The following is a 24,033-nucleotide window of genomic DNA, read 5'->3' as shown; positions in this document are numbered from 1 at the left end:
AGGCCCGTATCCAAGATTGATCCCAGTCTATTCGGCTGGGGCCGCGTGGCCAAGGGTGCTATCGCGGCTGGTTCCGATCAGTTCATCTTCGTCAATGGTGACCTGACCACTATAGGTTTCGCCNATNTGGCGGAANGGCTTGCCGCCCCATGTCCAGCGGAACACGCGCCCAATCTCCACGCCTACGGCATACAGNGTCGGAACCATGAGCAGGGAGACAAACAGGGCAAAGGCAACGGCAGAGCCAAGCGACACGACCATCGGTTTCAGGAATTGTGCCTGAACAGACTTTTCCGCAATCAGGGGCAGGATGCCGACGAATGTCGTGACCGATGTCAGCAGGATCGGACGGAACCGCGAGACGCCGCCATCGACCAGGGCCTGAACCGCGCCTGCGCCTTCGTCGCGCCGGCGGTTCACATAATCGATCAGCACGAGGTTGTCGTTGATCACGACGCCTGCCGCCGCAGCGATGCCAAAGAAGGAGAACATCGCCATAGGCGTNTTAAAGGCCCACAACCCAAAGACNGCACCAGCATATGCGAAGGGCAGGGCCATCATCAGCAGGAGCGGCTGGGCATAGGAACGGAACGCGACGGCCAGCAGGATATACATCGTGCCNATGGCGATCAGGATAAGGCGACCNATTTCGCTGAAGAATTTCTGTTCTTCCTCAAAGCCGCCNGCNTCGCCGCGTTGCACNTCCGGGAACTGGCGTGCGAAATCAGGCCAGAATTCCTCTTCCATGGCGGACATGATCTGACCGCGCCCGCCTTCGCCCATCACTTCGGAATAGACGGATACGGAACGTGTGCGGTTGCGCCGGACAATGCGGTTGATGCCGGGGGCATAATTGAACTCTGCGACCTGNGTGATGGGGATTTCGCGGCCGTCAGATGTCCGGATGCGAAGTGTGTCGATGCTGTCGAGATCTTCCCGAGCCGATTCNGGCAGGCGCACCATGACGCGCACGTCTTCCCCGTCTCGTGGCAGGCGCTGAACCTCTTCACCATAATAAGCCTGTCGGAGCTGGTCTGACACATCGGCTAGCGTGATGCCCAGTGTTTCGGCGCCGGGCTTCAGCGAGATACGGATCTCTTCTGCTGCGGACGAGAGATTGTCCCCGATGTCNTAGGTGTTGGAATAGGTCGCAAGCTGCGCCTTCACGGCTGCGGCGGCTTCCCTCAGGCGGTCAAGATCATTGTGGTTCAAGGCAAAGCGAACGCCGCTCTGTTCATCATTGAACGTGAAGTCGAAGCTGATTTCCTCGGCATCCTGAATTTCGCCGACATAGTTGCGCATCTGCTCGGAAATGTCCTTTGAGCGCACGCCCTGCGGACGTTCTTCCGGTGGCAGCAGGCCGACCCATGCCTGCACCCGACCATCCGCGGCAACAACAGAGGCGTCGGTGACAAGCCCGCCTTCAATGTCCGGATACTTCGCATCCGTGACTTCCTTGGTCTTCTTGATACCGGCCTGTAGCTGGTCCCGAATCTGGATGAGGCGGGAATAGGGGGTGCCGTCCGGCATATCGATGTCGACCTGAATGAGNTCAGCCTCGATTTCCGGCATGAATTTGAACGGCACGATGCCCTTTCCGGAGACCTGTGTTGCAAGGAAGAACAGGCAGAAGAAAAAGACCACGGTNGCNTATCGGAACCGGATCGCGAGTTCGAGTACGGGTTTGTAGATGTTGTTCGCAAACCAGAGCAAACTGTCCGCAATGCGACGCTGGATTTTCAGGAAGCGCCCCGACGGCCCGTCAAACTTCTGCTGCTTCATGTGCGCCAGATGGCTCGGCAGGATCAGCATGCANTCGATAATCGAGAAGATCAGCGCTGCGACAACCACGAAGGTGATCTGCTGCGTGAACATGCGGGTCGGGCCNGTAATGAATGCCCAGGGCAGGAAGGCGATNATGGTGGTGAGAACACCGAAGATCACNGGTTTCANGACCAGTTGGGTGCCGACAATGGCCGCATCGAGCCCTTCGCGTCGCCCGCTTTCGATCTCTCGGTGAATGTTCTCACCCACAATGATCGCGTCATCCACGATCACCCCGATCACCAGCAGCACGGCGAAGGTGGACAGGATGTTCCATGAGACGCCGAAATAGGGGAGGAGNAGAATGCCGCCCGCAAAGGCCGTCATGATTCCGATGGTCACCCACAGGGCAACAGTCGGCCGCAGGAAGAGGACCAGCACCAGCATCACGAGCACGGCGCCCATCATGGCGGATTCCGTGATCAAATCCATCCGCGCCTTGAATGCCTCGGAATCGTCCCAGAGAATGTCGATCTTCACGGCTTGCGGCAGGATNCCGTTGGANGGGTCGTTGGCCTGCTCGATGTATTTCTTGAAATTGTCCGTATAGTCGACGATGTGCATCGTATCCGGCGAACGGATCATGACGAACGCTGTNGGGTCGCCATTGAACTGTGCGCTGAATTTGTCGGTNACGAATCCATCATCGATCTGAGCGACATCATCGACGCGGATCGTGCCGTCCTCGGTGGTCTGCCGGATGATGATGTTGCCGAACTGGTCAGCTGTATCGGCGAGCTGCCGCGCCGTGATCGACACATCACCTGTCGATGATTCAATGCGCCCACCCGANGAGTTCAGGGATGACCGGCGAATGGCATTCGCCACATCACTGAAGCTAAGACCATAGCGACGCAGGGCGTCTTCNGACACTTCAATATTGACCTGTTCTGAGATAACACCCTGCAATTGNGCCAACTCGCCGCCGGGAATATTCGCGATGTCGTCGCGCACATTGTCTGCGAGACGTTTCAGCGTGCGGGGGTCAACGTCGCCGTGAATGGCGATCCCCATGAAGGCATTGCGCTGCTCCCAGCGTTGAACCTGAGGTTCGAAGGCNGCTTGCGGAAGGTTGTTGATCTGGTCGACGCGGAGTTTCACCTCGTCGAGGAATTCCTGCATGTCGATATCGTCNCGGCCNTTGATNTTGACCACGCCCATGCCTTCATTGGCGATGGATGTGATCCGGTCGAGGCCGTTGATGTCCGCAACGGCTTCTTCGATCCGCGTGACAATCTGTTCTTCAACGTCTTGTGGTGACGCACCATTCCAGGAAACGGAAACCGATGCGCCGGAAATGTTCACCACCGGGAACATTTCCTGTTCCATCTTGGTGTAACCGAACACTCCGCCGACGAAGGCGACGATCATCAGGAGGTTTGCGGCAACCGCGTTNCGAGCAAACCAGGCGACAATGCTGCTCATTGCGCTGCTCCCTCACCGGTCGATGCCAGAGTTGGGGAATCGCCGGACATTGTCTCATCTGCCCGCTTGGGCTCGTAAACCTTGATCGTGCCATCTTCCATGCGCTGCATGACCGTAATGTTCATGCCGTCGAAGGGNGCCTGGATGGGACTGACAATGGCCAACTCGCCNGGCTCGGCACCGGAGGCGATATAGGCACCATCGGCATCTGAATAGATCAGGTCCACATTGCGGATGGACAGCTGGCCTTCATCCGGAAGGCCAATGAACAGGCGGTCCTGTCCGCGCAGGGCACCGCGTGGCGCGACCAGCACATCGTTCAGGGTTTCGCCCTGNACCGTGGCACTGACGAACAGGCCGGGGGCCATTGGCGCATCACCNTCCGCACCCGCACCATAGGGATCCTGAAGTTCGGCAATCACATTGATCTGACGGGTCTGGGAGTTCACCGCCGCAGCCGTCCGGACAACCTGACCGTGCCATTCACGTTCCACACCGCCAACAGTTGCGCGGAAGGTGACATCCGGGCCCGGCTTCTCCTTCGTTGAGCTGAAGGCAAGTGGCAGGCCAAGGCGGCCCATTTCGGCGTCCTTCAGAGGCAGGGCAACCTCGACAACGTCGTTGGCAAAGATCTGACCCAGGGACTGACCGACTGACACGACTTGTCCGATGTCCACATTGCGTTCACGCACGCGGCCAGCAAACGGCGCATAGACGGCGGTCCGGTCAAGCGCGAGTTGGGCATCTTTCAATTGTGCCTTGGCAGATTCGAGTGACGCACGGGCTTCGGCCAGCTGCGGCTCGCGCCGGGCCAGGGGAGAGGCGTCCGCGATGCCAAGATCCAGNATGTCCTGACGGGCGAGTTCGGCCTCTGCTTCTTCGCGGGCAAGTGCCTGCTCGGCGCTGGCGACAGAAGACTGTGCGCGGACAACTGCAAGCTCATAATCNGCCGCTTCGACACGTACCAGNAGNTGGCCCTTGTTGATGAAGCCGCCATCGATGAAGTCTGGTGAGACATACGAGATGCGGCCGGAGATCTGCGGTGCNACAATGATTTCGCGGCGCGGNTTCACTTCGCCCTGGGATTCCACGACCAGCGTCAGATCCGTCCGGCGAACGGGTTCGGCAAAAACGTTGAGCCCGCCGCGCGCCTCTTCAGCCTTTTCCGGCTCCGGCTGGATGGCGGACAAGGCGATCATGCCGCCGACACCGACCACGGCGAGGATGCCGATTGGCAGCAGAACTGAAATGACGCGTCCCATAGTTTATTCTCCTGCCGCTATTCTGCGGCGTTATCTTGAGGGGCTTGTGTTGGAGTTGCGGCGGTTTGCACGGGGAGACCGCCGCCGAGGGCGAGGTGATAGGAAANCCGGTTCGAGGCACGTGACGCGCGGGCGGCCACGAGCTGGCTTTCAGACGTCAGCCTGCGGGTTTGGGCATCGATCAGGTTGAAGATGGTGATCGTGCCGCTTGTNTATTGGCGCTCGGCNAGCTCTTCGGCCAGACGCGCTTCTTCCAGCGCGCGAAGCAGGGCATCTTCCTGCTGGGCGATATACGTGTCCGCTGCGATGGCATCTTCCACTTCACCCCATGCCGTCAGCGCCGCATTTGCGTAATTGGCGATGGCAGATTCGGCTTGGGCGATGGCGGTGTCGCGCTGCGCATCCAGGCGACCNCCGGTGAACAAAGGCTGGATCAGGCTGGCGACTACGCGCGCGGCGATGCGTTCNGGGTCTACCATGTCAGCGAATTCGGATTCGCTGGTCGAGAACGTNCCNGTCAGGCGAAGGGAGGGGCGCAGCGCAAGCCGCGCCTGTTCAGCCCGCAGGCCGGCGGCGACGACGCTGGCTTCGGCGCTGGCGACGTCCGGACGACGGGCCAGAAGGCGCATCGGATTGCTCTCAACGATCAGCGGGTCAAGCGCTGGCAATTCGGCAGTGGCCTCGATTTCAGTGGCCGGGTAGCGACCCAGCAGGATTTCAAGCCGGCGAGCGGCTTCTCCCGCCGCCTGGCGACGCTGGGCNATATCGGCCTCGGCGCCGGCGACGGTGCTGCGCGCGGTGCGGACATCCAGCGCTTCGGCGAGGCCGCGCTGGAAGCGGCGCTCGGTCAGAATGCGAACGCGGTCACGCGCTTCATAGGTCAGAACGGCGACGCGTTCCTGCGCGAGGGCAGCATTCAGATTGATCCATGCGATAGCGGTTTGCGCGCTGATGGACAGTTCTGCTGCGGCGAGGTCGGCTTCGCTCGCGGCAAGGTCTGCTTCAGCGGCGGCGATGCCACGCCCGAGACGATTCCACAGATCGGCTTCCCAGCTGGCNTCNAGGCCAAGCCCGTAAATNCCGTCGGTCGACCGCTCAAGATCGTTGCCGATCTCGAACGCGTTCGAGGTGACGCCGGTGCTGATCGTGCCGTCGACGCTGGGCAGGCGTTGTGAACGCGCCGTACGGATGGATGCTTCTGCGGCGCGCACAAGAGCGGCGCGGGATTCCAGGGTAGGACTGTTGGCGAGCGCCTCGCGGACAAGGCTTTCCATGATGGGGTCATCGAATTGCGACAGCCAATCACCTGTTGGCGCTGTGCCCACGACGCCGGTATTCGCCCATTCCGCCGGTGCATCNGGCGCAACGGCAAAAATTTCCTCACGATTGCCGTCAATTCCGGGCAAATTTGCCTGTGAAGATGCGCAAGCCGTCAGAATTGCCGAGCTGATAAGAAGAATTGATCGTGTCATGCCGTCGGCATCGCTCCCTGTTCTGGTTGTCGGATACGCCTGCCCTAGTCGACTGTCAATGATAAATTATCGTTTTTCAATAATCTANTGTAGTTGTATAATGATCGCACTTCTTATCGATACGCGGCGAGGGGCTTGGCAGATCTCTGCGCGCGTATTAGCGGCTTCCGAACAATGTGTCTTTGGGCAGTTTGTTAACAGGAGCATGAATGAGCGACGGCCTGTCAGCGGAGGAAAAGCGGTCCACCCGTACGGCTCTTTCGCGTCGGGCACGGGACTTTGTCACTCTGGTTGGGTGCTTCTCCTTCATCCTGTTGCTGATGTGGATAACCGGGGCGGTCGGNCTCATTGAGGTGATCGCGGCGATCCTTGTGGTCGTGTCGGTTGCCACCGCCATTTTTGTGGGGACTGCGAGCGTACTTCCGCTCAGCCCACGACTGGCGGTTGAGCCACTGTCCACAACNCCGAAAACGCCGGAATCAGCCATTTTGCTGGATGCTTTGCCCCTGCCGGCATTTGAGGTGGATGACGATCAACGCATCGTCACCATGAATGAGGAAGCCGAATTCATCTTGCGCCTGGATGGACGGGTAAATCCCCGCGCGAGCACTGTAATCCGTTCGCCGGGCCTTCTCTCTGCCATCGAGAACGCCATCGAAACCGGTACGGTCGAACCCATGACGGTCGAGGTTGAAAGTGGGCCGGATGAAACCTGGCGCGCGCATGTTTCACGTCCGGGCCGGGCCAAGCGGACGCTTGTGGTGCTTGAGGATCTGACACCTGTTCGCCGTGCCGCGCGGGCGCGATCTGACTTCCTTGCCAATGCCAGCCACGAATTGCGCACACCGTTGACGGCTCTGTCGGGCTTCATCGAAACNATGCGTGGGCCCGCCAAGGACGACAAGGATTCCTGGGATCGNTTNCTGGCNATCATGGCGGGTGAAACGGAACGCATGTCGCGNTTGATCGCCGATTTGTTGTCCTTGTCGCGTATTGAGTCCTCTGAACATGTGTCTCCGCGCGAGCGGGAAGAGTTTCGACATATCGTGTCGGATGCAACGCATGCCTTCAGCGCCATTGCGGCGGAGAAGGGGGTCAATCTGGTCGTTAAATCCGATGAGGGGCCGTTGCCCGTGATCGCCCACCGGGACGAGATGATCCAAGTGGTGGAAAACCTCGTTTCGAACGCGTTGAAGTATTCGAAGGCGGGCGGGCAGGTCACGCTCAGCTTCGGCATGGCGCCGGGCATGGCGGACGCGCGGATCAAGGCGGCTCAGAGCTGGGCCAGCAGCGAACGCATGACGCTGCTCCCTGCGGCGGGACGGCCGGGCACGCAAGAGCGGGCGATCTGGATGCGGGTCGAGGATCAGGGGCCNGGCATCGAGCGCGANCACCTGCCGCGCCTCGGCGAGCGCTTCTATCGCGCAGATCAGAGTCGCGGCGGCAAGATCACCGGCACGGGGCTCGGTCTCGCCATCGTGAAGCACATCATGGCGCACCATCGCGGCGGGTTTTCAGTTGAGACCCGGATCGGGGAGGGGTCTGCGTTCGGAGTCTGGCTTCCGGCCGCACGAGAAGACGAGCCGTCAGACTAGGGTTTGCCCGTGCCCCGGCGTGCGGCGTCGAACCAGTCTGTCACCATGTTGCCCGGCATGGCGTGCAGTTCATGCATCCAGTTTGGCAGGCGTTGCAGTGCGCCAGCCGTATCCTCCCAGCGGCGCAAGTTCACATCCGCAGCGATCTGGAACGCATCCCGCAGAGTGTCTTCAGTCACGGGGGTGGCCACGCCTTTTGGGGCCAGAATGGACGCGCTTTTCTGCGCAGCTATCATGGTTTCCAGCGTTGCGGCCGTCATGGATAGCCCGGCGCGCCAGGGAGTTAGCCAAAAATCAAGCATGATGTTTCCTTATGGTCCTGAACCAGACATACCCTTTCATGCTGCGCTGCACAACAAGACTCGTGCCAGAGCGGCTCCAACGCCCCGATTCCGCCACACCAACATGCCAACACCGAATACCTAATGGCCATTGATGCTCTCCCCCCGAACTTCGTTCCGTCTCCCGCGCGTGGGCGGGTGTTGGTGTTCGATTCCGGCATGGGGGGATTGACNGTTGTCGAGGAAATCCGGGCNCTTGGGCCAGCATTGGGCATCCATTACTCGGCAGACTCCGCCTTTTTCCCCTATGGCGACAAGTCGGACGATGCCCTGCGNGAGCGTTTGCCGAAGGTNGCCAAGGCATTGTGCGANCAGGTCCAGCCAGACGTTTTCGTCATTGCCTGCAATACAGCCTCAACGCTCGCATTGGCCGACGTGCGGGCGGTGNTGGATATTCCGGTTGTCGGAACGGTGCCGGCCATCAAGCCAGCGGCGCAATTGACCCAATCCCGCACCATCGGCCTGCTTGCAACGCCCGGCACGGTGCGGCGAGCCTATACGGCGGAGCTGATCTCTCAGTTCGCCCNGGATGTTGACGTTGTGATGCATGGCAGCATCGANCTGGTAAAGCTGGCCGAGGCACATGCGCGGGGCGAAGATCTGCCGATTGATGCCTTCGCAGCTGCGCAGGCGCCCCTGTTTGATGCAGAGGGCGGAGACCGGATTGACACGGTGGTGCTGGCTTGCACGCATTTCCCGCTCGTCCGAGCGCAACTTGTGGCGAGCGCGCCGCGACCCGTCAGCTACATTGATTCAGGCGCGGCGATCGCACGGCAGACGATCCGTGTTCTGCCTCCGGAGACCGAAGCGCGCGGGATTGGTGGNCATGCNTGGCTGACCTCTTCGCCTGAAGACGTGCCGGATCTGGCGCTTGTCCTCAGGCGATACGGGTTTCCAAACGTTCAGCGTGTGCCGGACGCGCCGATCGAGATCACTTCTGCGCCAACCGCATTGTAGAGGCTCGGCCAAGGAGCATCATGGACGCGGGCAACTTCGGTTGCGCCNAAGCCNTTGAAGCGGCTGGACATGGCGCGGCCATAAGCGCCGAGGTTTCCGAATTCGACATAGTCACCTTCCACGAGGCCGGCGGGCAGCCAGACCTTTGCCGGGAACTTGTCAGTCGAATCGCATGTCGGTCCGTAAACGGTGTACTCNACCAGGCGGCCAAGATTGCGTCCGTCACCGGGCAGCGCCCGCATCGGGAATGACCAACGTTCGTGCACAGCATCGTAGAGGGCACCATAGGAGCCATCATTGATGTAGATCGCGTCGTCACGAACCTGCTCGATACGGGTCAGCAGGCTTTCGGATTCTGCGACCAGCGCACGGCCGGGCTCACACCACAATTCGGCGTTTTCAAGAACGTACATGTTCTCGAAGGCCTGCTCCACCATGGCGGCATAGTCTTCCAGCGACGGGGGCGGATTGTCCGCATAGATCGATGGGAAGCCGCCGCCAACATCCACGATGTCGACCGTGACGGANGCCGCGATGATGATGCGGGAGACGTCCGCCATCGCGGTCCACCAGGCGGTGGGTTTCATGGCCTGGCTGCCGACATGGAAGGACACGCCCAGCTCATCCGCATAGCGGCGGGCTTCGCGCAGGATTTCTGTCGCATCTTCCGCGCTCGCCCCGAATTTTCCAGCCAGCGGCAGAGCTGCGCCATCGCAGGATACAGCAATCCGTACAATGATCGTGAGGTCTTTGGCGTAGCCGGTTTCCTCAAGAATCTTGTAGAGTTCCTGCATCGTGTCGGTGACGAAGATGCGTACGCCGAATTCATGATAGGCGCGCTGAATGGCGCGGCGGTTCTTCACCGGGTGAAGGAACGCCATGCGGGCGCCCGGGAATTTGCGGTGGATCAGTTCGATCTCCGGCAGCGAGGCCGTGTCGAAACTGCGTACACCAGCTTCCCAAAGGGCTTCGAGCACATGCTCGCCCGGATTGGCTTTCACCGCNTAGAATGGCTCGCCCGGGAATTTCTCCCGNAACCATTTCGCAGCAGCCGTTACACGCTCTGGGCGGAAGCACCACACAGGCAGNTCAGGCTGCTCATCGGCAACAATATTATAGGGAGTAGCATAGGAGTGCATGACACCTAACCTCCAAAGGGCTTTTAACCAGCTTTGGGCGTTAGTACAGGGGGCCCCCAGTTTAAGGGTTGGCCCAGATGTCCGCCACATCGATTTCGAAACGGGCATGTAGGGGACTCTTTTTCGGGACGCAAGAAAAAATTTTGTGTCGGCTGAAATTTCTGTCACCGACACATGCCATTGAACGAATTAGGGCCTTGATTTAAGGCCAGTACAGCCCCTCCTACGCGTTGTGGGGTCCTGCTTTTGCTACCGGAGTTTGTTCCCGAATGATTGCCAGATACGGCCACTGTCTTGTCGCGCTTTTGCTGGTCGTTGTGGCGGGCTGTGGGCGAACCGATCTCTCCGAGCTTGAGACCGGAGACGTTATCCCGCCGCCGCCGATTGCTGCGGACGGGACGCACAAGATCCGTATTGTGGGGTCGTCCACTGTTGCGCCGTTTGCGACGACTGTTGCCGAACGCTTTGGCGCCACGACCCGGTTCCCAACGCCTATTGTCGAAACAACGGGGACAGGGGGCGGCTTCAAGACATTCTGCCAGAAGATAGGGCCGGACCGGCCATCCATTTCGGATGCCTCCCGCTCGATCACGGAGAGTGAGCAGGCGCTGTGTGCGAGTAACGGGATCACGGATGTGACGGCTTTGTCCGTNGGATTTGATGGCATTGTGCTGGCGAATGCNCGGTCTGCNCCNCCGCTGGAGCTTTCCAAGAAGGATGTCTTCTTGGCGCTGGCGGCGGAGGTGCCGGATGGACAGGGTGGCTTTCAGGCAAATCCCTATGAGAAATGGTCTGCGATCAATCCCGACCTGCCGAATGAACCGATCATGGTGCTGGGACCGCCGCCAACGTCAGGCACTCGGGATGCCTTCGTTGAACTGGGCATGGAGCAGGGGGCGTTGGCCTTTCCTGATCTTGTCGCGCTGAAGCAGTCAGATCCTGATGCCTTCAAGCTGCGCAGCCATACGATCCGTACCGATGGCGCGTGGATTGATCTTGGCGAAAACGATACGGCGATCATCCAGTCTCTCATCAAGACGCCAACGGCCGTAGGCGTGCTGGGCTATTCATTCCTGGAACAGAATGGCGACCGCGTTCAGGCGGCCCGGCTGGATGGCGTGGAGGCTTCGTTCGAAGCGATTGCCTCGGGCGAGTATGGCTTGTCGCGCAGCATGTATATTTACGTGAAGGACCAGAATTTGCCGCTAGTTCCCGGCCTGGCGGAATTCGTGCGTGAGTTTGTGTCAGATCAGGCCATGGGCCCGGAGGGGTATCTACTTGAAAAAGGCCTGATTCCGCTCCCGGACGATGTACGTATCGCGCAACAGGAGATTGCCGAACAACTGGCTCGCAAAAGCAAGCGCGAGACACGTTAGTCCCTTTTAGATCGTCGGCAGGACCGGCTTCTTCTTCCGTCGCAGCCGCAATTTCTGCCAGAATCGTTTGCGGGCTGGCGCGGGCAGTGGCTGCAGGTTCTCGATGAAGGCTTCTGCGCAGGCTCGCCAACTATATGTCTCGGCATAGGTGCGGCAGGTTTCGCGGCTAAGCGCCAGGCACGCGACAGCGCCCTCGGAGAGATTTCCCCCAACGGCGGTAATCGTTCCGGCATTTGAGCCGGGGATCACATCGCGAGGACCAGTCGCATCATAGGCTGCGACGGGTGTGCCCGATGCCATGGCTTCCAACACTACCAGACCGAACGTGTCTGTCAGGCTTGGGAAAACGAACACGTCTGCGCTTGCATAGCATGCGGCGAGTTCCTCGTTGAATTTCGCCCCCAGGAAAACAACGTCCTTGTAGCGTTTCTGAAGCTCTTCGCGCTGCGGGCCGTCTCCGATGATGACTTTTGTGCCGGGCAAATCCAGTTCGGCAAACGCTTCGATATTCTTCTCTACCGCCACGCGGCCGACATTCAGGAAGATCGGACGTTGCAGCCCTTCAAAAGGATCTCCNGGCTGGCCTTCCTCGATACGGCGAGACGGGTTGAACATCTCGGTATCGACGCCGCGGCTCCAGGCGACGAGATTGATGAAGCGTTGCGCTTCCAACTCTTTCACCATGGACGGCGTCGGCACCATGACCTTGCCCGAATACTTGTGGAACCAGCGCACAAAGGAATAGCCAGCCTGTGTCGGNATCGGCAGACGCGCTGAGACATACTCAGGAAAGCGTGTGTGGTAGGCGGTCGAGAAGGGGTGTTTCACGGTCAGGCACATGGCCCGCCCTGCCATACCGAGTGTGCCTTCTGTCGCGATATGTATCGCGTCGGGTTCAAACTCGTGGAACCGATCCTCAATCCGGCGGCGGGCGAACAGGGCCAGCTTGATCTCCGGATAGGTAGGCAATGGCATCGTCCGAAACCCCTGGCCGGGATGCACGATCTCCCAGACATGGCCCATCGCCTCGGTTTCCTGGATCACGCGCTTCATGGTGCGCACGACACCATTAACCTGCGGATCCCAGGCGTCGGTTACGAGCATGATGCGCATGAGCGCTCCTTCAACAGCCCCAGCAGTCGGGCGCCAATGTGACCGCGTTGGCCGACTGCGTAAAGAGGCGCCTCTGCGTTGAACTTCTCTCGCATTGGGACATTTGAAAAGATATACAAATTTCTGAGTAGGCTCAGATCAGGGCAGAACTTGCCCGGTTTGTGTCGATTCAGGCTGAAAATTGATCTCTCGCCCCAAGGCTCACACGAACTGAACCGGATTCTTTATGGCTGACACGCTCGCGCTGGACAAAATCGACTGGCACTCCCTCGACCGTATCAAGTTTGCTGACGAGGAGGCCCTGCTGGAGGACCTGCTCAAACAGGTGCCACTCTCAGACGATTTGCGACAGGCGACGATGCGTCGGGCGCTCGAACTGGTTGAGACAGCGCGCGCCCGCGGCCGTGACAAAGGCATGATGGAAAGCTTCCTGGAGGAGTTCGGCCTGTCCAATGCGGAAGGCCTCGCGCTGATGTGTCTGGCCGAAGCCTTGCTGCGTGTGCCGGACGCCGAGACGCGCGACGAACTGATTGCCGAGAAGATCCGTTCCGGCGACTGGAGCGCCCATCAGGGGCAGTCGGAATCCTGGCTGGTGAATGCCTCGACATGGGGTCTGATGTTGACCGGGCAGGTGATTGGTGTGCCCGCCAGCCTGAAAAAGGGACCAGCAAAATTCATTCAGGGACTGATCCGCGAAAGCGGTGAACCGGTTATCCGCGCCGCCATGATGCAGGCAATGCGCATCATGGGCGAGCAATTTGTACTCGGTCGCACGGTGAAAGACGCTCAGAAGCGCGGGCGCCGGATGGTGAAGGCCGGGGATGCTGCGCATTTCAGCTTTGACATGCTGGGGGAGGGTGCGCGCACGGAAGACGATGCGATCCGGTATCTGAAAGCCTATCAGAATGCGATTGACGGCGTGGCCGCTGACAAGGACCCGTCAACGCCGCCCGAACAAGCGAATGGCGTTTCCGTTAAAATGTCCGCGCTTCACCCAAGGTACGAAGCAGTGAACCGGGCCCAGATCATGGATGAAATGTATCCATCCGTGCTCGAATTGTGTGAACGTGCTGCGAAGGCGAATATCAATCTCTGTCTCGATGCAGAGGAGGCAGACCGTCTGGTTCTCAGCCTGCAAATCCTTGACCGACTGGCGCGGGAGCCATCACTGAAGGATTGGAATGGTCTTGGTCTGGCCGTTCAGGCCTATCAGAAGCGTGCGGGCGATGTAATCGAACGTGTGAAGGATCTGGCCGCCCAGACAGGGCATCGCTTCATGGTGCGCCTGGTCAAAGGGGCGTATTGGGACAGCGAAATCAAGCATGCGCATATCGAGGGGTATGCGAACTTTCCGGTCTTCACAACGAAGGCGGGCACGGACTTTCATTTCCTGGCCTGTGCNCGAAAGATGCTGGAAGCGAAGGATGCGATTTATCCTCAGTTCGCGACACACAATGCACACTCGGTTGCAGCAATTGAGATGCTGTCGGAAGAGATTGGCAATTCGGCGTTCGAATTCCAGCGCCTGCATGGGATGGGCGAAGCGCTCTACGGCGCGGCCGGACTTGGTCGCCGTGTACGCGTCTATGCGCCGGTCGGAGCCCACAANGATNTGTTGCCCTACCTGGTNCGGCGCNTGCTGGAGAATGGNGCCAACACCAGCTTCGTTCATTCCTTCCTCGACCCGGACGTGCCACCGGAACAGGTTGTCGCCGACCCGATTGTGAAGGTTGAAGTCGGGCCCCGGCGCCATCCTCGCATTCCAACTCCGCCNCGCCTCTANGGTGCCGAACGNCGCAACTCCTCTGGCCTGGATCTCAGCCAGCGCAGCGTGCGNGANGACATGGCCGCAGCGATCAANAGCTTCCGCGACAGCCCNGCCATTGCCGCTGGCCCGATCGTTTCCGGAAAAGCCGTGACCGGCGGCGGTGATATGGTCCGTGTGCCGTTTGATACCGAAACGGTTCTNGGCAGCTGCCGAGAGGCGCAGGAAGACGATATCGACAAGGCACTGGACNCTGCGGTGAAATTCCAACCGGCTTGGGACGCGCTTGGNGGCGCCGAACGAGCGAAGCATCTGCGCGCGATGGGGGATATTCTTGAAGAGAATGCCGAGCGGCTTATCGCGCTCATGGCACGCGAAGCCGGCAAAACGCTCGCTGATGGAATTGCCGAAGTGCGGGAGGCCGTCGATTTCTGCCGATACTACGCAATGCAGGCTGAGGCCGAGTTTACCACTGCCCAGAAACTGCCGGGACCAACAGGAGAGACGAACCATATCTCCCTGCACGGCAGGGGCGTCTTCTGCTGCATCAGCCCCTGGAATTTTCCTCTCGCCATTTTCACAGGGCAGATAGCGGCGGCGCTCGCGGCAGGAAATTCGGTCGTTGCGAAACCAGCAGAGCAGACCCCACTGATCGCGTTTGAAGCGGTGAAGTTGTTTCAGAAGGCTGGCTTGCCTGTTGAAGCGCTGCACCTGTTGCCGGGCGGCGGTGAGAGTGTGGGTGCAAAGCTGATCAGTGATCTTCGCGTGTCGGGCGTTTGCTTTACAGGTGGAACGACGACGGCGCGCATCATCAACAAGACTTTGGCAGACCGTGACGGCCCGATCATTCCGTTGATTGCAGAGACGGGCGGTCTCAACGGCATGTTTGTGGACACCACCGCGCTTCGCGAGCAGGTCATCGACGATGTGATCCAGTCAGCTTTCGGTTCAGCTGGCCAGCGTTGCTCGGCACTCCGCATCGTGTTCCTGCCGGACGATACCGCTGATGAGCTGATCAAGGGACTGATCGGTGCGATGAATGAGCTGATCGTGGATGATCCCGGGTTGCCCCGCACGGATCTTGGGCCAGTGATCGATGCCGAGTCACGTGCATCGCTGCAGGCCTATGTCCAGACGATGAAGGAAGAGGCGACCGTTTTGCACCAGATTTCGGCCGGAAAGATCGGCGAAACGGGATATGGCTTCGGCCCGGCCCTGATCGAGCTGAGATCCATCGACCAGATTTCCGAGGAGAAGTTCGGACCGATCCTTCACGTGCTGCGCTACGACCCGGACGATATTACTGAGGTTGGCGCTGCTCTGAAAGGGAAGGGCTATGGCCTGACACTTGGTGTCCACTCGCGTCTCGAAAGCTTCCAGCGTGAAGTGCGCGAAGCGTGTCCGGTCGGCAATACTTATGTGAACCGCACGATGACAGGCGCAGTTGTGGGTGTTCAGCCATTCGGCGGCGAGGGGCTCTCTGGCACAGGCCCGAAAGCGGGCGGCCCTCACTACTTGCATCGGTTTGCAACTGAGCGCACTCTGACGGTAAACATCACCGCGCAGGGCGGAGATGCCGAACTGCTCAGCCTTTAACGGAGGTCCCGCATGAAGAAGCTTGTTCTGGCAGCACTGNCAGGNGCTGTCCTGCTGACGNCGGGATGCCAGAAGAAGGTTCGGGANCTTTCGGATGTGTCCGAAACTCAAGATGGCCCAGGTGAGGCTGGCGGAGATGATGCGTCGCTCGACGTGGCGACCATTGCATCGGTCGATGATCTGCCGCGTGAGATTATCGTCGAGGAAGANTATCTGCTGGCNGAAGTCGAGATTGATGAGGCGGCCTTTGCGAAGGCNCCTGCAATCGGAATGGATCTGGTCGAAAGTGCCCAGATCAGGATCGAGGCCATGTCCGAAGACGCCAAGGCTTATCGTGAAGCCGATCCGGACTATTTCCGGGCCTATGGGCTCCGCATAAAATGGGATGTTGTTGCCGAAGCTGGAAACATCATGAGCCTTGAAGGGTTTCACTACACATTTACCGGCGGCGCCCATGGCAACTATTTTACCGATGGCCGACTGTATGATGCCACGACGGGGGAGCCGATGCGCCTCAGCCGNTTCTTCCAGAAACCGCAGGCCGCCATTGAGGCTCATATGCCTGTCGTCTGGCAGGAGATCGCCAAGCAGAAGGCCGCCAAGAGTGGCAGCGNGTCACAGCTNGANCGTTTTGAGGCCGAAGCGCGGGAGTTGGTCAGTGCAGATATGGTTCTGGCCGGTGAGACAAGCTTTGTNCCTTCCGACAAGCCNGGAAAATTTGGTGGGTATGCCGTTCACTTTGCGCCCTATGATATAGGGTCGTATGCGGAGGGCGCTTATCATGTCACCATTCCGCAAAACCTGTTCCGGGATACGCTAAAGCAGCAATACATGGCCCTGTTCGATGGTGAGCCGGTGAAGGTAGAGCGTCTCGGCGACTAAGAGCCAGACCCGCCGGAATTTTCGTCAATCTATACAGGATTGATAGGCAAAATCGCGACGGTTGGTGCCATCCTNCAGCGCNATNTGGGCGTGCAGTTCGTCCCCCAGGCGCTGGTAATGAATCAATTGGGGATAATCGTGCGCAGCGTTGATGAACGTGATGGATTGGTCGCCTTGCAGGCTTTCGACGAATTTCGAGGGACCGATCCCCTTGGGATAAACATTCAGCACATAGAGCGGACCGGGCTGGATGCGCATCTGTTCGAAGAAACTGACGCCTCCCTCTTTAAGCGTAACCGCATAGCCGAACAGATACCCCGCTTCGGCCTCTGACCAGACCTCTTTGGCCGCGCCGCTTTCGCTGATCCAGCAGCCGGTTATCCACTCAAGCGGGTGGTCTGGAGGAGCGGCCGGCGAGGCAGCCTGCAACTGAGTGGATGTGCATCCAGCACAAAAGGCGAGCGCTNTTAGCGCATGTTTCATNACCAGTTCGCCCTTCGCTTCTGATGCNCCCTAATCTCCTGATACCATGAAATGCGCCATCAGGGTGGTGACGGGTTTCGAGCGCTCATCCTGCCATGCTTCGGCACGGACAGAACACATGCGGCGGCCCATCTTGGTGATCTCTGCACGGGCGTAGAGATCCTTGGCGTGGCCCTGGCGCAGGTAATCAATNGTGAGNTTGATNGGGCGAGGCGGGCGCAGCAGATGNTCTGTTACGAGGAAAACCTGGGCCTGAGACGTGATCTCAAGGAACGCTCCGATAGCGCCGCCATGAATGGCCTTGATCATGAAGTTGCCGATCAGTTTTTCCTGATACGGCATGATCATCGTCATCTCATCGCCCATCACTTCGCAGCGCAGGCCCATTTCCTGCGCCAGCGGTGTGCGGTCCACGAAAGCGCGGACTTCGTCTGCCCGGCTGGCTTCGGTCAGCTTCATATCTTCCGCCATCACATGGCCCTCATACTGTCGAGCGAACGCGGCTTGTTGATTGCAAACGCGCCTGCGGCTGTGGCGATCACCCGGTCACGGCTCTCATGATANGCCCAGGCGCGTGTGAAGCAGATATTGCGGGTCTGGTGGTAGCANTCGGCCTCGCCGATGATGTCCCGACCCTGTTCGGCAGGGCGCATATAGTCGATCCGCAAATCGAGCGTGGCGACAAAGCGCGGTTTGGACAGCGCCGAGCTGGCGGCGGTGCCGCACAGATTATCNAGGAATGCCGTAAGGACACCGCCATGAATAACGCCCGTATCCGGATCGCCTACCAGGCGCTCTTTCCAGGGCTGAATCCCCCATGAGTGCCCTTTTTCGATCTTGGTGAAGCGGAAGCCCATGCGCCGTCCCCACGGGATACCGCCGCTCAGCATTTCGATGTTCTCTTGCATCAGTTCCCAAGGTTCGGGAGGTGACGTGGCGTCATCGCTCATATTGGCCCTCATTCATTTGACGAGTCGTTCTGCCCGGATAACATCATCAGGAAAAGAGCGAAAACAAAAGGCTCACCTGGAGGAAAATGAGATGCCATTCGACGGAGCTACAAAGCCAAAGACCTGTATCATCGGAGCGGGATGTTCCGGGTTTACGATGGCCAAGCGCCTCAAGGATTATGGCATCCCATATGACTGCTTTGAGATGTCAGACGATATTGGCGGNAATTGGTACTACAAAAACCCCAATGGNGCGTCGTCCTGCTATCAATCCCTGCATATCGACACGTCCAAGTGGCGACTGGCCTTTGAGGACTATCCGGTGCCGGAGGATTGGCCGGATTTTCCGCATCATGCGCAGCTGCTTCAGTACTTTCACGACTATGTCGATCATTTTGGTTTGCGGGAGACGATCACGTTCAACACGGCCGTAACCGAAGTAGAGGATTTGCCGGGCGGACGCTGGAAGGTGACGCTGTCGACCGGCGAAAGCCGGGAGTATGATGCGGTAATCGTGGCNAATGGNCATCACTGGGATCCGCGCATGCCGGAATATCCCGGAAGCTTTGACGGGTATCAGGTCCATTCCCACAATTACACGGATCCATTCGAGCCTTTCGACTTCCGCGGCAAGCGGGCCATGGTGGTTGGCGGTGGAAATTCCGCNATGGATATNTCCTCGGAACTTTCCCAGAAGCCNCTCGCGGANAAGNTGTTCATTTCAATGCGCCGCGGCGTATGGGTGATGCCGAAATACATGGATGGCCAGCCAGCGGACAAGGCCGTGCTTCCGGCATGGTTGCCATCGAAAATCGGGCGGGCGCTTGCCCGCAAGAAGATCAAGAAGACGATTGGCATGATGGAAGATTACGGACTTCCGAAGCCGGATCATGAACCGCTGGATGGTCACCCCTCCGTATCCGGTGAATTCCTGACGCGGGTCGGCTGTGGAGACATTTCTCCGAAACCGGGTATTGAACGCCTTGACGGCGATGGTGTTGTGTTCACGGATGGTACAAGAGAGAAGATNGACGCGATTGTCTGGGCGACTGGCTACAATGTGACCTTCCCNTTCCTGAAGCAGGATGACCTGACGCCTAAGGAAAACGTCTTCCCCCTGTTCAAGCGGATGGTGAAGCCGGGACGGGAAACCATCTTCTTCCTGGGTCTCGCNCAGCCGCTGCCGACACTCGTGAANTTCGCTGAGCAACAATCCAAGCTCGTCGCGGCGGCGCTGAATGGGGATTACGCATTTCCGTCAGAANCGGAGATGGACCGGATTACCGAAGAGGACGAGAAGCAGCATCTTGGTCATTTCTACGACAGTCCGCGTCACCGGATGCAGGTCGATTTCAACCTTTATTGTCGTGACCTGATGAAGGAAATCGAACGGGGCGCGAAGCGAGCCCGCGTCGTTGCCTGATGTTAACCGGTTTCAGGGCATAAATGGTGTCCATGACCCGTTTGCCCCTGATTTCTGCGACGCTTTTCCTGGCTGCCTGCGCATCTCCGGCACCGGTAAAGNTACATTACCCTTCTGAATCCACGGTTTCGCGCCCGCAGCCTGCGCCNGCCCCTGCGGCCGGAGCAGCCGCACAAGGGCCGTTTGANCCGAACGCGTATCTGCGGGCCTGCTATGGCATTCGTGTCTCCAATTCACCGCTCGTGGATGAGGATGGCTGGGTGATAAACTACAAGCCTATTGTGGTGGTGAACGGTGTACCGCTGGCTGCGGCGCCCGCGAATGATGTTTGCCTGACATCGGGTTTCGGCCAGCGGTTCGGGCGTCGTCANGACGGGATTGATCTGCAGTCGCGTCCGGCGAGCACAATCTACGCGGCTGCACCGGGGCGGGTCATCGAAGCGCGGGTCTCAACCGGTTATGGCAATATGGTGCTGATTGATCATGGCAAGGGCGTCTACACGCGCTACGCCCATCTCGCTTACATTCAGCCCGGCGTTCAGAAGGGTGGAGAGATCGGCTTTGGTCAGCCCGTAGGTTTCATGGGATCCAGCGGCAACGCCACAGCCATCCATATCCATTACGAAATCCTGACGGGCAATTACAACAATCCCAGNGGCTCCAAGGGTTTGTCACCGCGCGACCCTTTCACATTTCCTCCCTATGAGTATGCTCAAGCCTATTAGGGACGGGGAGACGAGACATGAGGGGACTGTGGATAGCCGGAGCGGCATCTGTGATGATGCTGGGNGCATGCGCGACGGCCGAAAACNCTGCAGCGGCGCCGGTTTCAACAAGCGCTCCGATCATTGAAGACAGTGCGATCGCCAGCGAGTTCGGCATGCTGGCCAGCCTGGTTGGCACGCGCTGGTATGGTGAGCCGGGTGACGCCGACAAGGCGCAGGGACAGCCTGCTGATTATTCTGAATGGAATTGGGATCTNGGCNGCTCTGTTCTGGTGAATCGNCATGTGCTGGCCGATGGGTCCTATGGTGGGGTCACCTATGTTCAGAAGAATCGCGCTTCGGGCGAACTGGATTATGTCTACATTACCAGTGCCGGCTTCAGGACGTCCGGCAGTTTCACGCTGAACGACGATGGTAGCTGGACGGCATACGAGACGGTCACCGGCCTGAANGACATCATCGGCGTACGCTCGACAGGGCGTCTGACGGAGGATGGGGCGCTCGTNTCGGTCTCGGAGTTCGAGACACGTGATGGCTGGAAGCCGGGGCATGAGTTCCGCTACGAGCCGACGATCGAGCCGATGCCTGAACTTGTTCCGAGCCTTGAAATCGAGTGAAATTTTTCTTCGATCCAGACCTGATCGCNCGGACCTATCGCGACCCTCTGGCGGTGGCGTCACTGGTCGTTGACCTGTTGCCGATTGTCGCCGTTCTGGTCTTTGGCTGGGGNGCGACGCCGCTTGTCGCNCTCTATTGGCTGGAGAATCTGGTGATCGGATTGTTCACCGTGTTGCGAATTGTCGCCACCGGCTTTGCGAATGTCGCGAATGTATTCGGCGCAATCTTCATGGTGCCGTTCTTCACCGTTCACTATGGCATGTTCTGTTATGGCCACGGCGTGTTCCTGCGCGCCTTTGCAATGGATGGCGGTGTGGGAAGTCCTGGCGTCGGTGACTTGATTTCCTGGGCCCTCGGGTCCGGGCAGGGGATGGCNTANTTCGTGCTCGCAATCCTGATCATGAATGGCGTGTTCTATGTCAGCGATTTCCTGATACGCGGCGAGTTTCGCAAGGCCAATCTGGCGACGGAAATGTTCTCTCCGTATGGGCGTATCGTAACGCTGCACGTCGCCATNATTCTCGGCGCGNTGNTNGCCTTTGGCNCGNATGAGCCGCTTTTNGGGGTGCTNNTGCTGATCCTGATGCGGGTCGTGTTCGGCATCGNCTTGTCTGCCTATCGCCAGCACAGGCGAGACCGCGANATNGGNGNGGGGATGGATGAGCTCGGCTCAACTGTCTAAAAAGTTGACGCNTGATGACGCCTTGGCCATGATGCGGGGCTTCCTCAAGGAAAAGCGTGTATGACATCGATTGCAAAANCCCTGTCCGGCGTGTCGGGAAAACGTGCCCGGTCCAAGGCCGCCAACCGCCGTGCCATTCTGGAGGCAGGGCGCCGTGTGTTTGCGCGGATCGGGTTCGAGGCGACGACGGTGCGCGACATTATTCGTGAAACCGAGCTCGCGGCGGGCACCTTCTACAATTACTTTAAATCCAAGGAAGAAGTATTCCAGGCGATTGCCGAGGATTCCACGCATCGGTTTCGGTCCCGGCTGCAGGATGTGCGGGCCTATGCGACGGATTTCGAGACCTATGTCCATGACGCCTACCGGGCCTATTTNGGNTTTATCGCGACAGAAAATGAAGAGCCGATCCGCAANGGCGCGCCACATCTGGCGCTGATCGGNGTTCGGGTGGACACNCCGGANATGCTGGCGGTNGCAGANGAGATCCGGGCCGATCTGGAGCATGTNCTGTCTGGCGAGGACGGCCCGAAGATCGACACNGCNTATCTNACGGCNGCNGCNATCGNNATCGCGCGNGAAATGGGCGAGCATATGCTCATGCGACGCCCTGTGGACGTTGATGGTGCAACACAGTTCGCTACCGCCATGCTGCTGGCGGGGGTACGGGAGATTGCCGCAAAGTAAGGTCAAACGCCTCTTGGCGTGAACACACTGACAGGTCTAAGCTCCCGCCGACAAGACAGGACGGGAGGCGACCATGAGCCTGCAGCAATTGATCACCAAATTCATCTTCAAGCTTCCGGACGGATTGCTGGTACGCATGGCGGGCGGCAAGCCAGTCGAAGTGCGCGGCCGCGTATTGGAGCCGCAATTGCAATTGGTTGCCTGGAATGGGCGCAATGCACCGCCCATGTCGTCTCTGGATGCAGAAACCGTGCAGGCCGCCGTGCGAGACCAATTGGCCATGATGGCTGCGCCGCTGGAGCCTGGCGTTTCGACTGAGGACTTCACCATTCCGGGTCCGGACCGGAACGAGATTCCCGTTCGCCTGTACAAACCCGCCGGACAGGACGCGACGGTCCCTCTGCTCGTCTACTATCATATGGGCGGCGGCGTCGTCGGCGATCTGGAAACCTGTCATGCCTGGTGTTCCATCCTGGCATCGGTCACGCGTGGGCCTGTCCTGTCGGTTGATTATCGCCTGGCACCACAGCACAAGTTTCCGGCCGGGATCGACGATGCCATCGCGGCCTATGAATGGGGCGTTCGCCACGCCGGCGACTATGGTGCGCCGGAAGGTATGGCTGCCGTGGGCGGGGATAGTATGGGTGGCAATTTCTCAGCCATCATCTCGCAGGAAATGCAGCGAGAGCACAAGCCGCTGCCGGTCTACCAATTGCTGATCTATCCAGCGGTCGACATGGTCGAGGAGCTGCCGTCAAAAACCGAGTTTGGCGAAACCTTTTCCCTCAGTACCGACACAATGAACTGGTTCATGGAGCAATACCTGCCGGATGATTTCGATATGGCAGATCCGTTGCTCTCTCCGGGCCAGACGGCGGAGCTTGACGGTCTGCCGCCCGCTATCCTGATCACTGCGGGGCATGATCCGCTGTGTGATGAGGGTGATGAATATGCCAAGCGTCTTGGAAAGGCCGGGGTTCCGGTCGTGCACAAACGCTATGATACGTTGCCGCATGCGTTCACCGCTTTCACGGGTTTCTCTCCCGGTTCGCGCAAAGCCTGCCTTGAGATTGCAAGCATGGTGAAAGACCTCGTCTCCAAACTATGAGAGCGCTCGTCTGTGATACGCTGACGGACGACTTTTCAGGCCTGTCCCTGAAAGACATTCCTATTCCGGAGGTCGGAAAGGGGGAGGTGCTCGTTCGCGTCTCTGCGGCGAGTGTGAACTTTCCCGACCTCTTGATGAGCCAGGGCAAGTACCAGATGAAGCCCGAACTGCCCTTTACGCAGGGCATGGAATGCGCAGGTATTGTGGAGGCGGTTGGCGAAGGCGTTACTGAGTTTGCGCCCGGCGATCGCGTCGTGGGCGGCAACAAGACAGGTGCTTTCGCTGAGAACGCTGTGCTGCCGGCGGCGGGACTGTCCCGTGTTCCAGAGACAATGGAACTTGCAGAGGCAGCGGCCTATCCAGCGGCATACCTGACCGCTTATGTGGCCCTGGTACGCCGGGCAAACTTGCAGGCAGGCGAAACATTGCTCGTGCACGGGGCAAGCGGCGGTGTAGGCATGGCGGCGGTGGATGTGGGCAAACTTTTGGGCGCAACGGTGATCGCCACATCAGCTTCGGACAAGAAGCTCGATACCGTGCTGGCACACGGCGCTGATTATGTGATCAATGTCAGCCAGGGGTTTCGCGACAAGGTGAAGACATTGACTGC

The 24,033-nt window shown here is 59.1% G+C and carries 20 protein-coding genes; 11 read left to right on the top strand and 9 right to left on the bottom strand.

The features are described from left to right. Positions 1–27: 27 nt before the first annotated feature. From CBB91_RS04815 to CBB91_RS04805, 3 genes are all read right to left on the bottom strand, one after another. Positions 28–3,249, bottom strand: coding sequence for an efflux RND transporter permease subunit (locus tag CBB91_RS04815; protein WP_273012479.1), 3,222 nt, complete (start codon positions 3,247–3,249; stop codon positions 28–30). Next, positions 3,246–4,511 (bottom strand): efflux RND transporter periplasmic adaptor subunit, encoded by a 1,266-nt coding sequence (locus tag CBB91_RS04810; RefSeq protein WP_273012478.1) that lies wholly within the window; start codon positions 4,509–4,511, stop codon positions 3,246–3,248. Before CBB91_RS04810 ends, CBB91_RS04815 begins: the two co-directional genes overlap by 4 nt. Before the next feature lie 17 nt (positions 4,512–4,528). Further along, a complete protein-coding gene (locus tag CBB91_RS04805; protein ID WP_273012476.1) occupies positions 4,529–5,983 on the bottom strand; it encodes an efflux transporter outer membrane subunit in 1,455 nt (484 codons plus the stop codon). A gap of 209 nt (positions 5,984–6,192) precedes the next feature. Between CBB91_RS04805 and CBB91_RS04800 the strand changes: the two genes are divergently transcribed. Continuing rightward, positions 6,193–7,578 carry an ATP-binding protein gene (locus CBB91_RS04800; RefSeq protein WP_273012475.1) on the top strand — a complete coding sequence of 462 codons (1,386 nt, stop codon included), beginning with the start codon at positions 6,193–6,195 and terminating at the stop codon, positions 7,576–7,578. Here the strand turns inward: CBB91_RS04800 and CBB91_RS04795 are convergent. Beyond that, positions 7,575–7,880, bottom strand: coding sequence for a hypothetical protein (locus tag CBB91_RS04795; RefSeq protein WP_035554486.1), 306 nt, complete (start codon positions 7,878–7,880; stop codon positions 7,575–7,577). The genes CBB91_RS04800 and CBB91_RS04795 overlap by 4 nt on opposite strands. A gap of 123 nt (positions 7,881–8,003) precedes the next feature. On the opposite strand from CBB91_RS04795, the gene murI reads away from it, so the two are divergent. Further along, positions 8,004–8,876, top strand: a complete 873-nt coding sequence (gene murI, locus CBB91_RS04790) for a glutamate racemase (protein WP_273012472.1) — start codon at positions 8,004–8,006, stop codon at positions 8,874–8,876. Here the strand turns inward: murI and CBB91_RS04785 are convergent. Further along, complete coding sequence (locus CBB91_RS04785; protein WP_273012471.1) at positions 8,822–10,015, bottom strand: type III PLP-dependent enzyme; 1,194 nt, start codon at positions 10,013–10,015, stop codon at positions 8,822–8,824. The two genes, murI and CBB91_RS04785, sit on opposite strands and share 55 nt — an antisense overlap. 269 nt (positions 10,016–10,284) lie before the next feature. Between CBB91_RS04785 and CBB91_RS04780 the strand changes: the two genes are divergently transcribed. Next, positions 10,285–11,391, top strand: coding sequence for a substrate-binding domain-containing protein (locus CBB91_RS04780; protein WP_273012469.1), 1,107 nt, complete (start codon positions 10,285–10,287; stop codon positions 11,389–11,391). A gap of 6 nt (positions 11,392–11,397) precedes the next feature. Here CBB91_RS04780 and CBB91_RS04775 read toward each other — a convergent pair whose 3' ends face one another. Then, positions 11,398–12,504, bottom strand: a complete 1,107-nt coding sequence (locus CBB91_RS04775; RefSeq protein ID WP_273012467.1) for a glycosyltransferase family 1 protein — start codon at positions 12,502–12,504, stop codon at positions 11,398–11,400. Positions 12,505–12,730: 226 nt separating this feature from the next. Between CBB91_RS04775 and putA the strand changes: the two genes are divergently transcribed. Both putA and CBB91_RS04765 read left to right on the top strand, forming a co-directional pair. Continuing rightward, the gene (gene putA / locus CBB91_RS04770; protein WP_273012465.1) at positions 12,731–15,865 is read left to right on the top strand and encodes a bifunctional proline dehydrogenase/L-glutamate gamma-semialdehyde dehydrogenase PutA; all 3,135 of its coding nucleotides are present in this window, start codon (positions 12,731–12,733) and stop codon (positions 15,863–15,865) included. A 12-nt stretch (positions 15,866–15,877) separates the two neighbouring features. Continuing rightward, a complete protein-coding gene (locus CBB91_RS04765; protein ID WP_273012463.1) occupies positions 15,878–16,747 on the top strand; it encodes a DUF3298 and DUF4163 domain-containing protein in 870 nt (289 codons plus the stop codon). A gap of 24 nt (positions 16,748–16,771) precedes the next feature. Here CBB91_RS04765 and CBB91_RS04760 read toward each other — a convergent pair whose 3' ends face one another. From CBB91_RS04760 to CBB91_RS04750, 3 genes are all read right to left on the bottom strand, one after another. Then, on the bottom strand, positions 16,772–17,230 hold the full coding sequence (locus tag CBB91_RS04760; protein WP_273012462.1) for a DUF6265 family protein: 459 nt from the start codon (positions 17,228–17,230) through the stop codon (positions 16,772–16,774). A gap of 30 nt (positions 17,231–17,260) precedes the next feature. Beyond that, positions 17,261–17,701, bottom strand: coding sequence for a PaaI family thioesterase (locus CBB91_RS04755; protein ID WP_273012461.1), 441 nt, complete (start codon positions 17,699–17,701; stop codon positions 17,261–17,263). Then, positions 17,701–18,180: a PaaI family thioesterase gene (locus tag CBB91_RS04750; RefSeq protein WP_273012460.1), complete on the bottom strand. Its 480-nt coding sequence runs from the start codon at positions 18,178–18,180 to the stop codon at positions 17,701–17,703. The genes CBB91_RS04755 and CBB91_RS04750 overlap by 1 nt, the downstream gene beginning before the upstream one ends. A gap of 91 nt (positions 18,181–18,271) precedes the next feature. Between CBB91_RS04750 and CBB91_RS04745 the strand changes: the two genes are divergently transcribed. The 6 genes from CBB91_RS04745 to CBB91_RS04720 form a co-directional block, all read left to right on the top strand. Next, positions 18,272–19,603 carry an NAD(P)-binding domain-containing protein gene (locus CBB91_RS04745; protein WP_273012458.1) on the top strand — a complete coding sequence of 444 codons (1,332 nt, stop codon included), beginning with the start codon at positions 18,272–18,274 and terminating at the stop codon, positions 19,601–19,603. A gap of 32 nt (positions 19,604–19,635) precedes the next feature. Then, positions 19,636–20,328, top strand: a complete 693-nt coding sequence (locus CBB91_RS04740; RefSeq protein WP_273012456.1) for a M23 family metallopeptidase — start codon at positions 19,636–19,638, stop codon at positions 20,326–20,328. 613 nt (positions 20,329–20,941) lie between these two features. Next, positions 20,942–21,628, top strand: a complete 687-nt coding sequence (locus CBB91_RS04735) for a DUF6498-containing protein (RefSeq protein WP_273012454.1) — start codon at positions 20,942–20,944, stop codon at positions 21,626–21,628. Positions 21,629–21,688: 60 nt separating this feature from the next. Next, positions 21,689–22,315 (top strand): TetR/AcrR family transcriptional regulator, encoded by a 627-nt coding sequence (locus CBB91_RS04730; RefSeq protein ID WP_273012452.1) that lies wholly within the window; start codon positions 21,689–21,691, stop codon positions 22,313–22,315. Between the two features lie 73 nt (positions 22,316–22,388). Beyond that, a complete protein-coding gene (locus CBB91_RS04725) occupies positions 22,389–23,423 on the top strand; it encodes an alpha/beta hydrolase (RefSeq protein ID WP_273012450.1) in 1,035 nt (344 codons plus the stop codon). Next, positions 23,420–24,033 (top strand): alcohol dehydrogenase catalytic domain-containing protein (locus tag CBB91_RS04720; protein WP_273012449.1); only part of this gene is annotated, 614 nt, incomplete at its 3' end. The genes CBB91_RS04725 and CBB91_RS04720, both read left to right, overlap by 4 nt.

Origin of the sequence: Hyphomonas sp. TMED31, assembly GCF_002172815.1 — a bacterium.
GTDB classification, from domain to species: Bacteria; Pseudomonadota; Alphaproteobacteria; order Caulobacterales; family Hyphomonadaceae; genus Hyphomonas; species Hyphomonas atlantica.
Note: the sequence above shows the minus strand (reverse complement) of the source record. Positions and strands in the feature narration are given on the sequence as shown.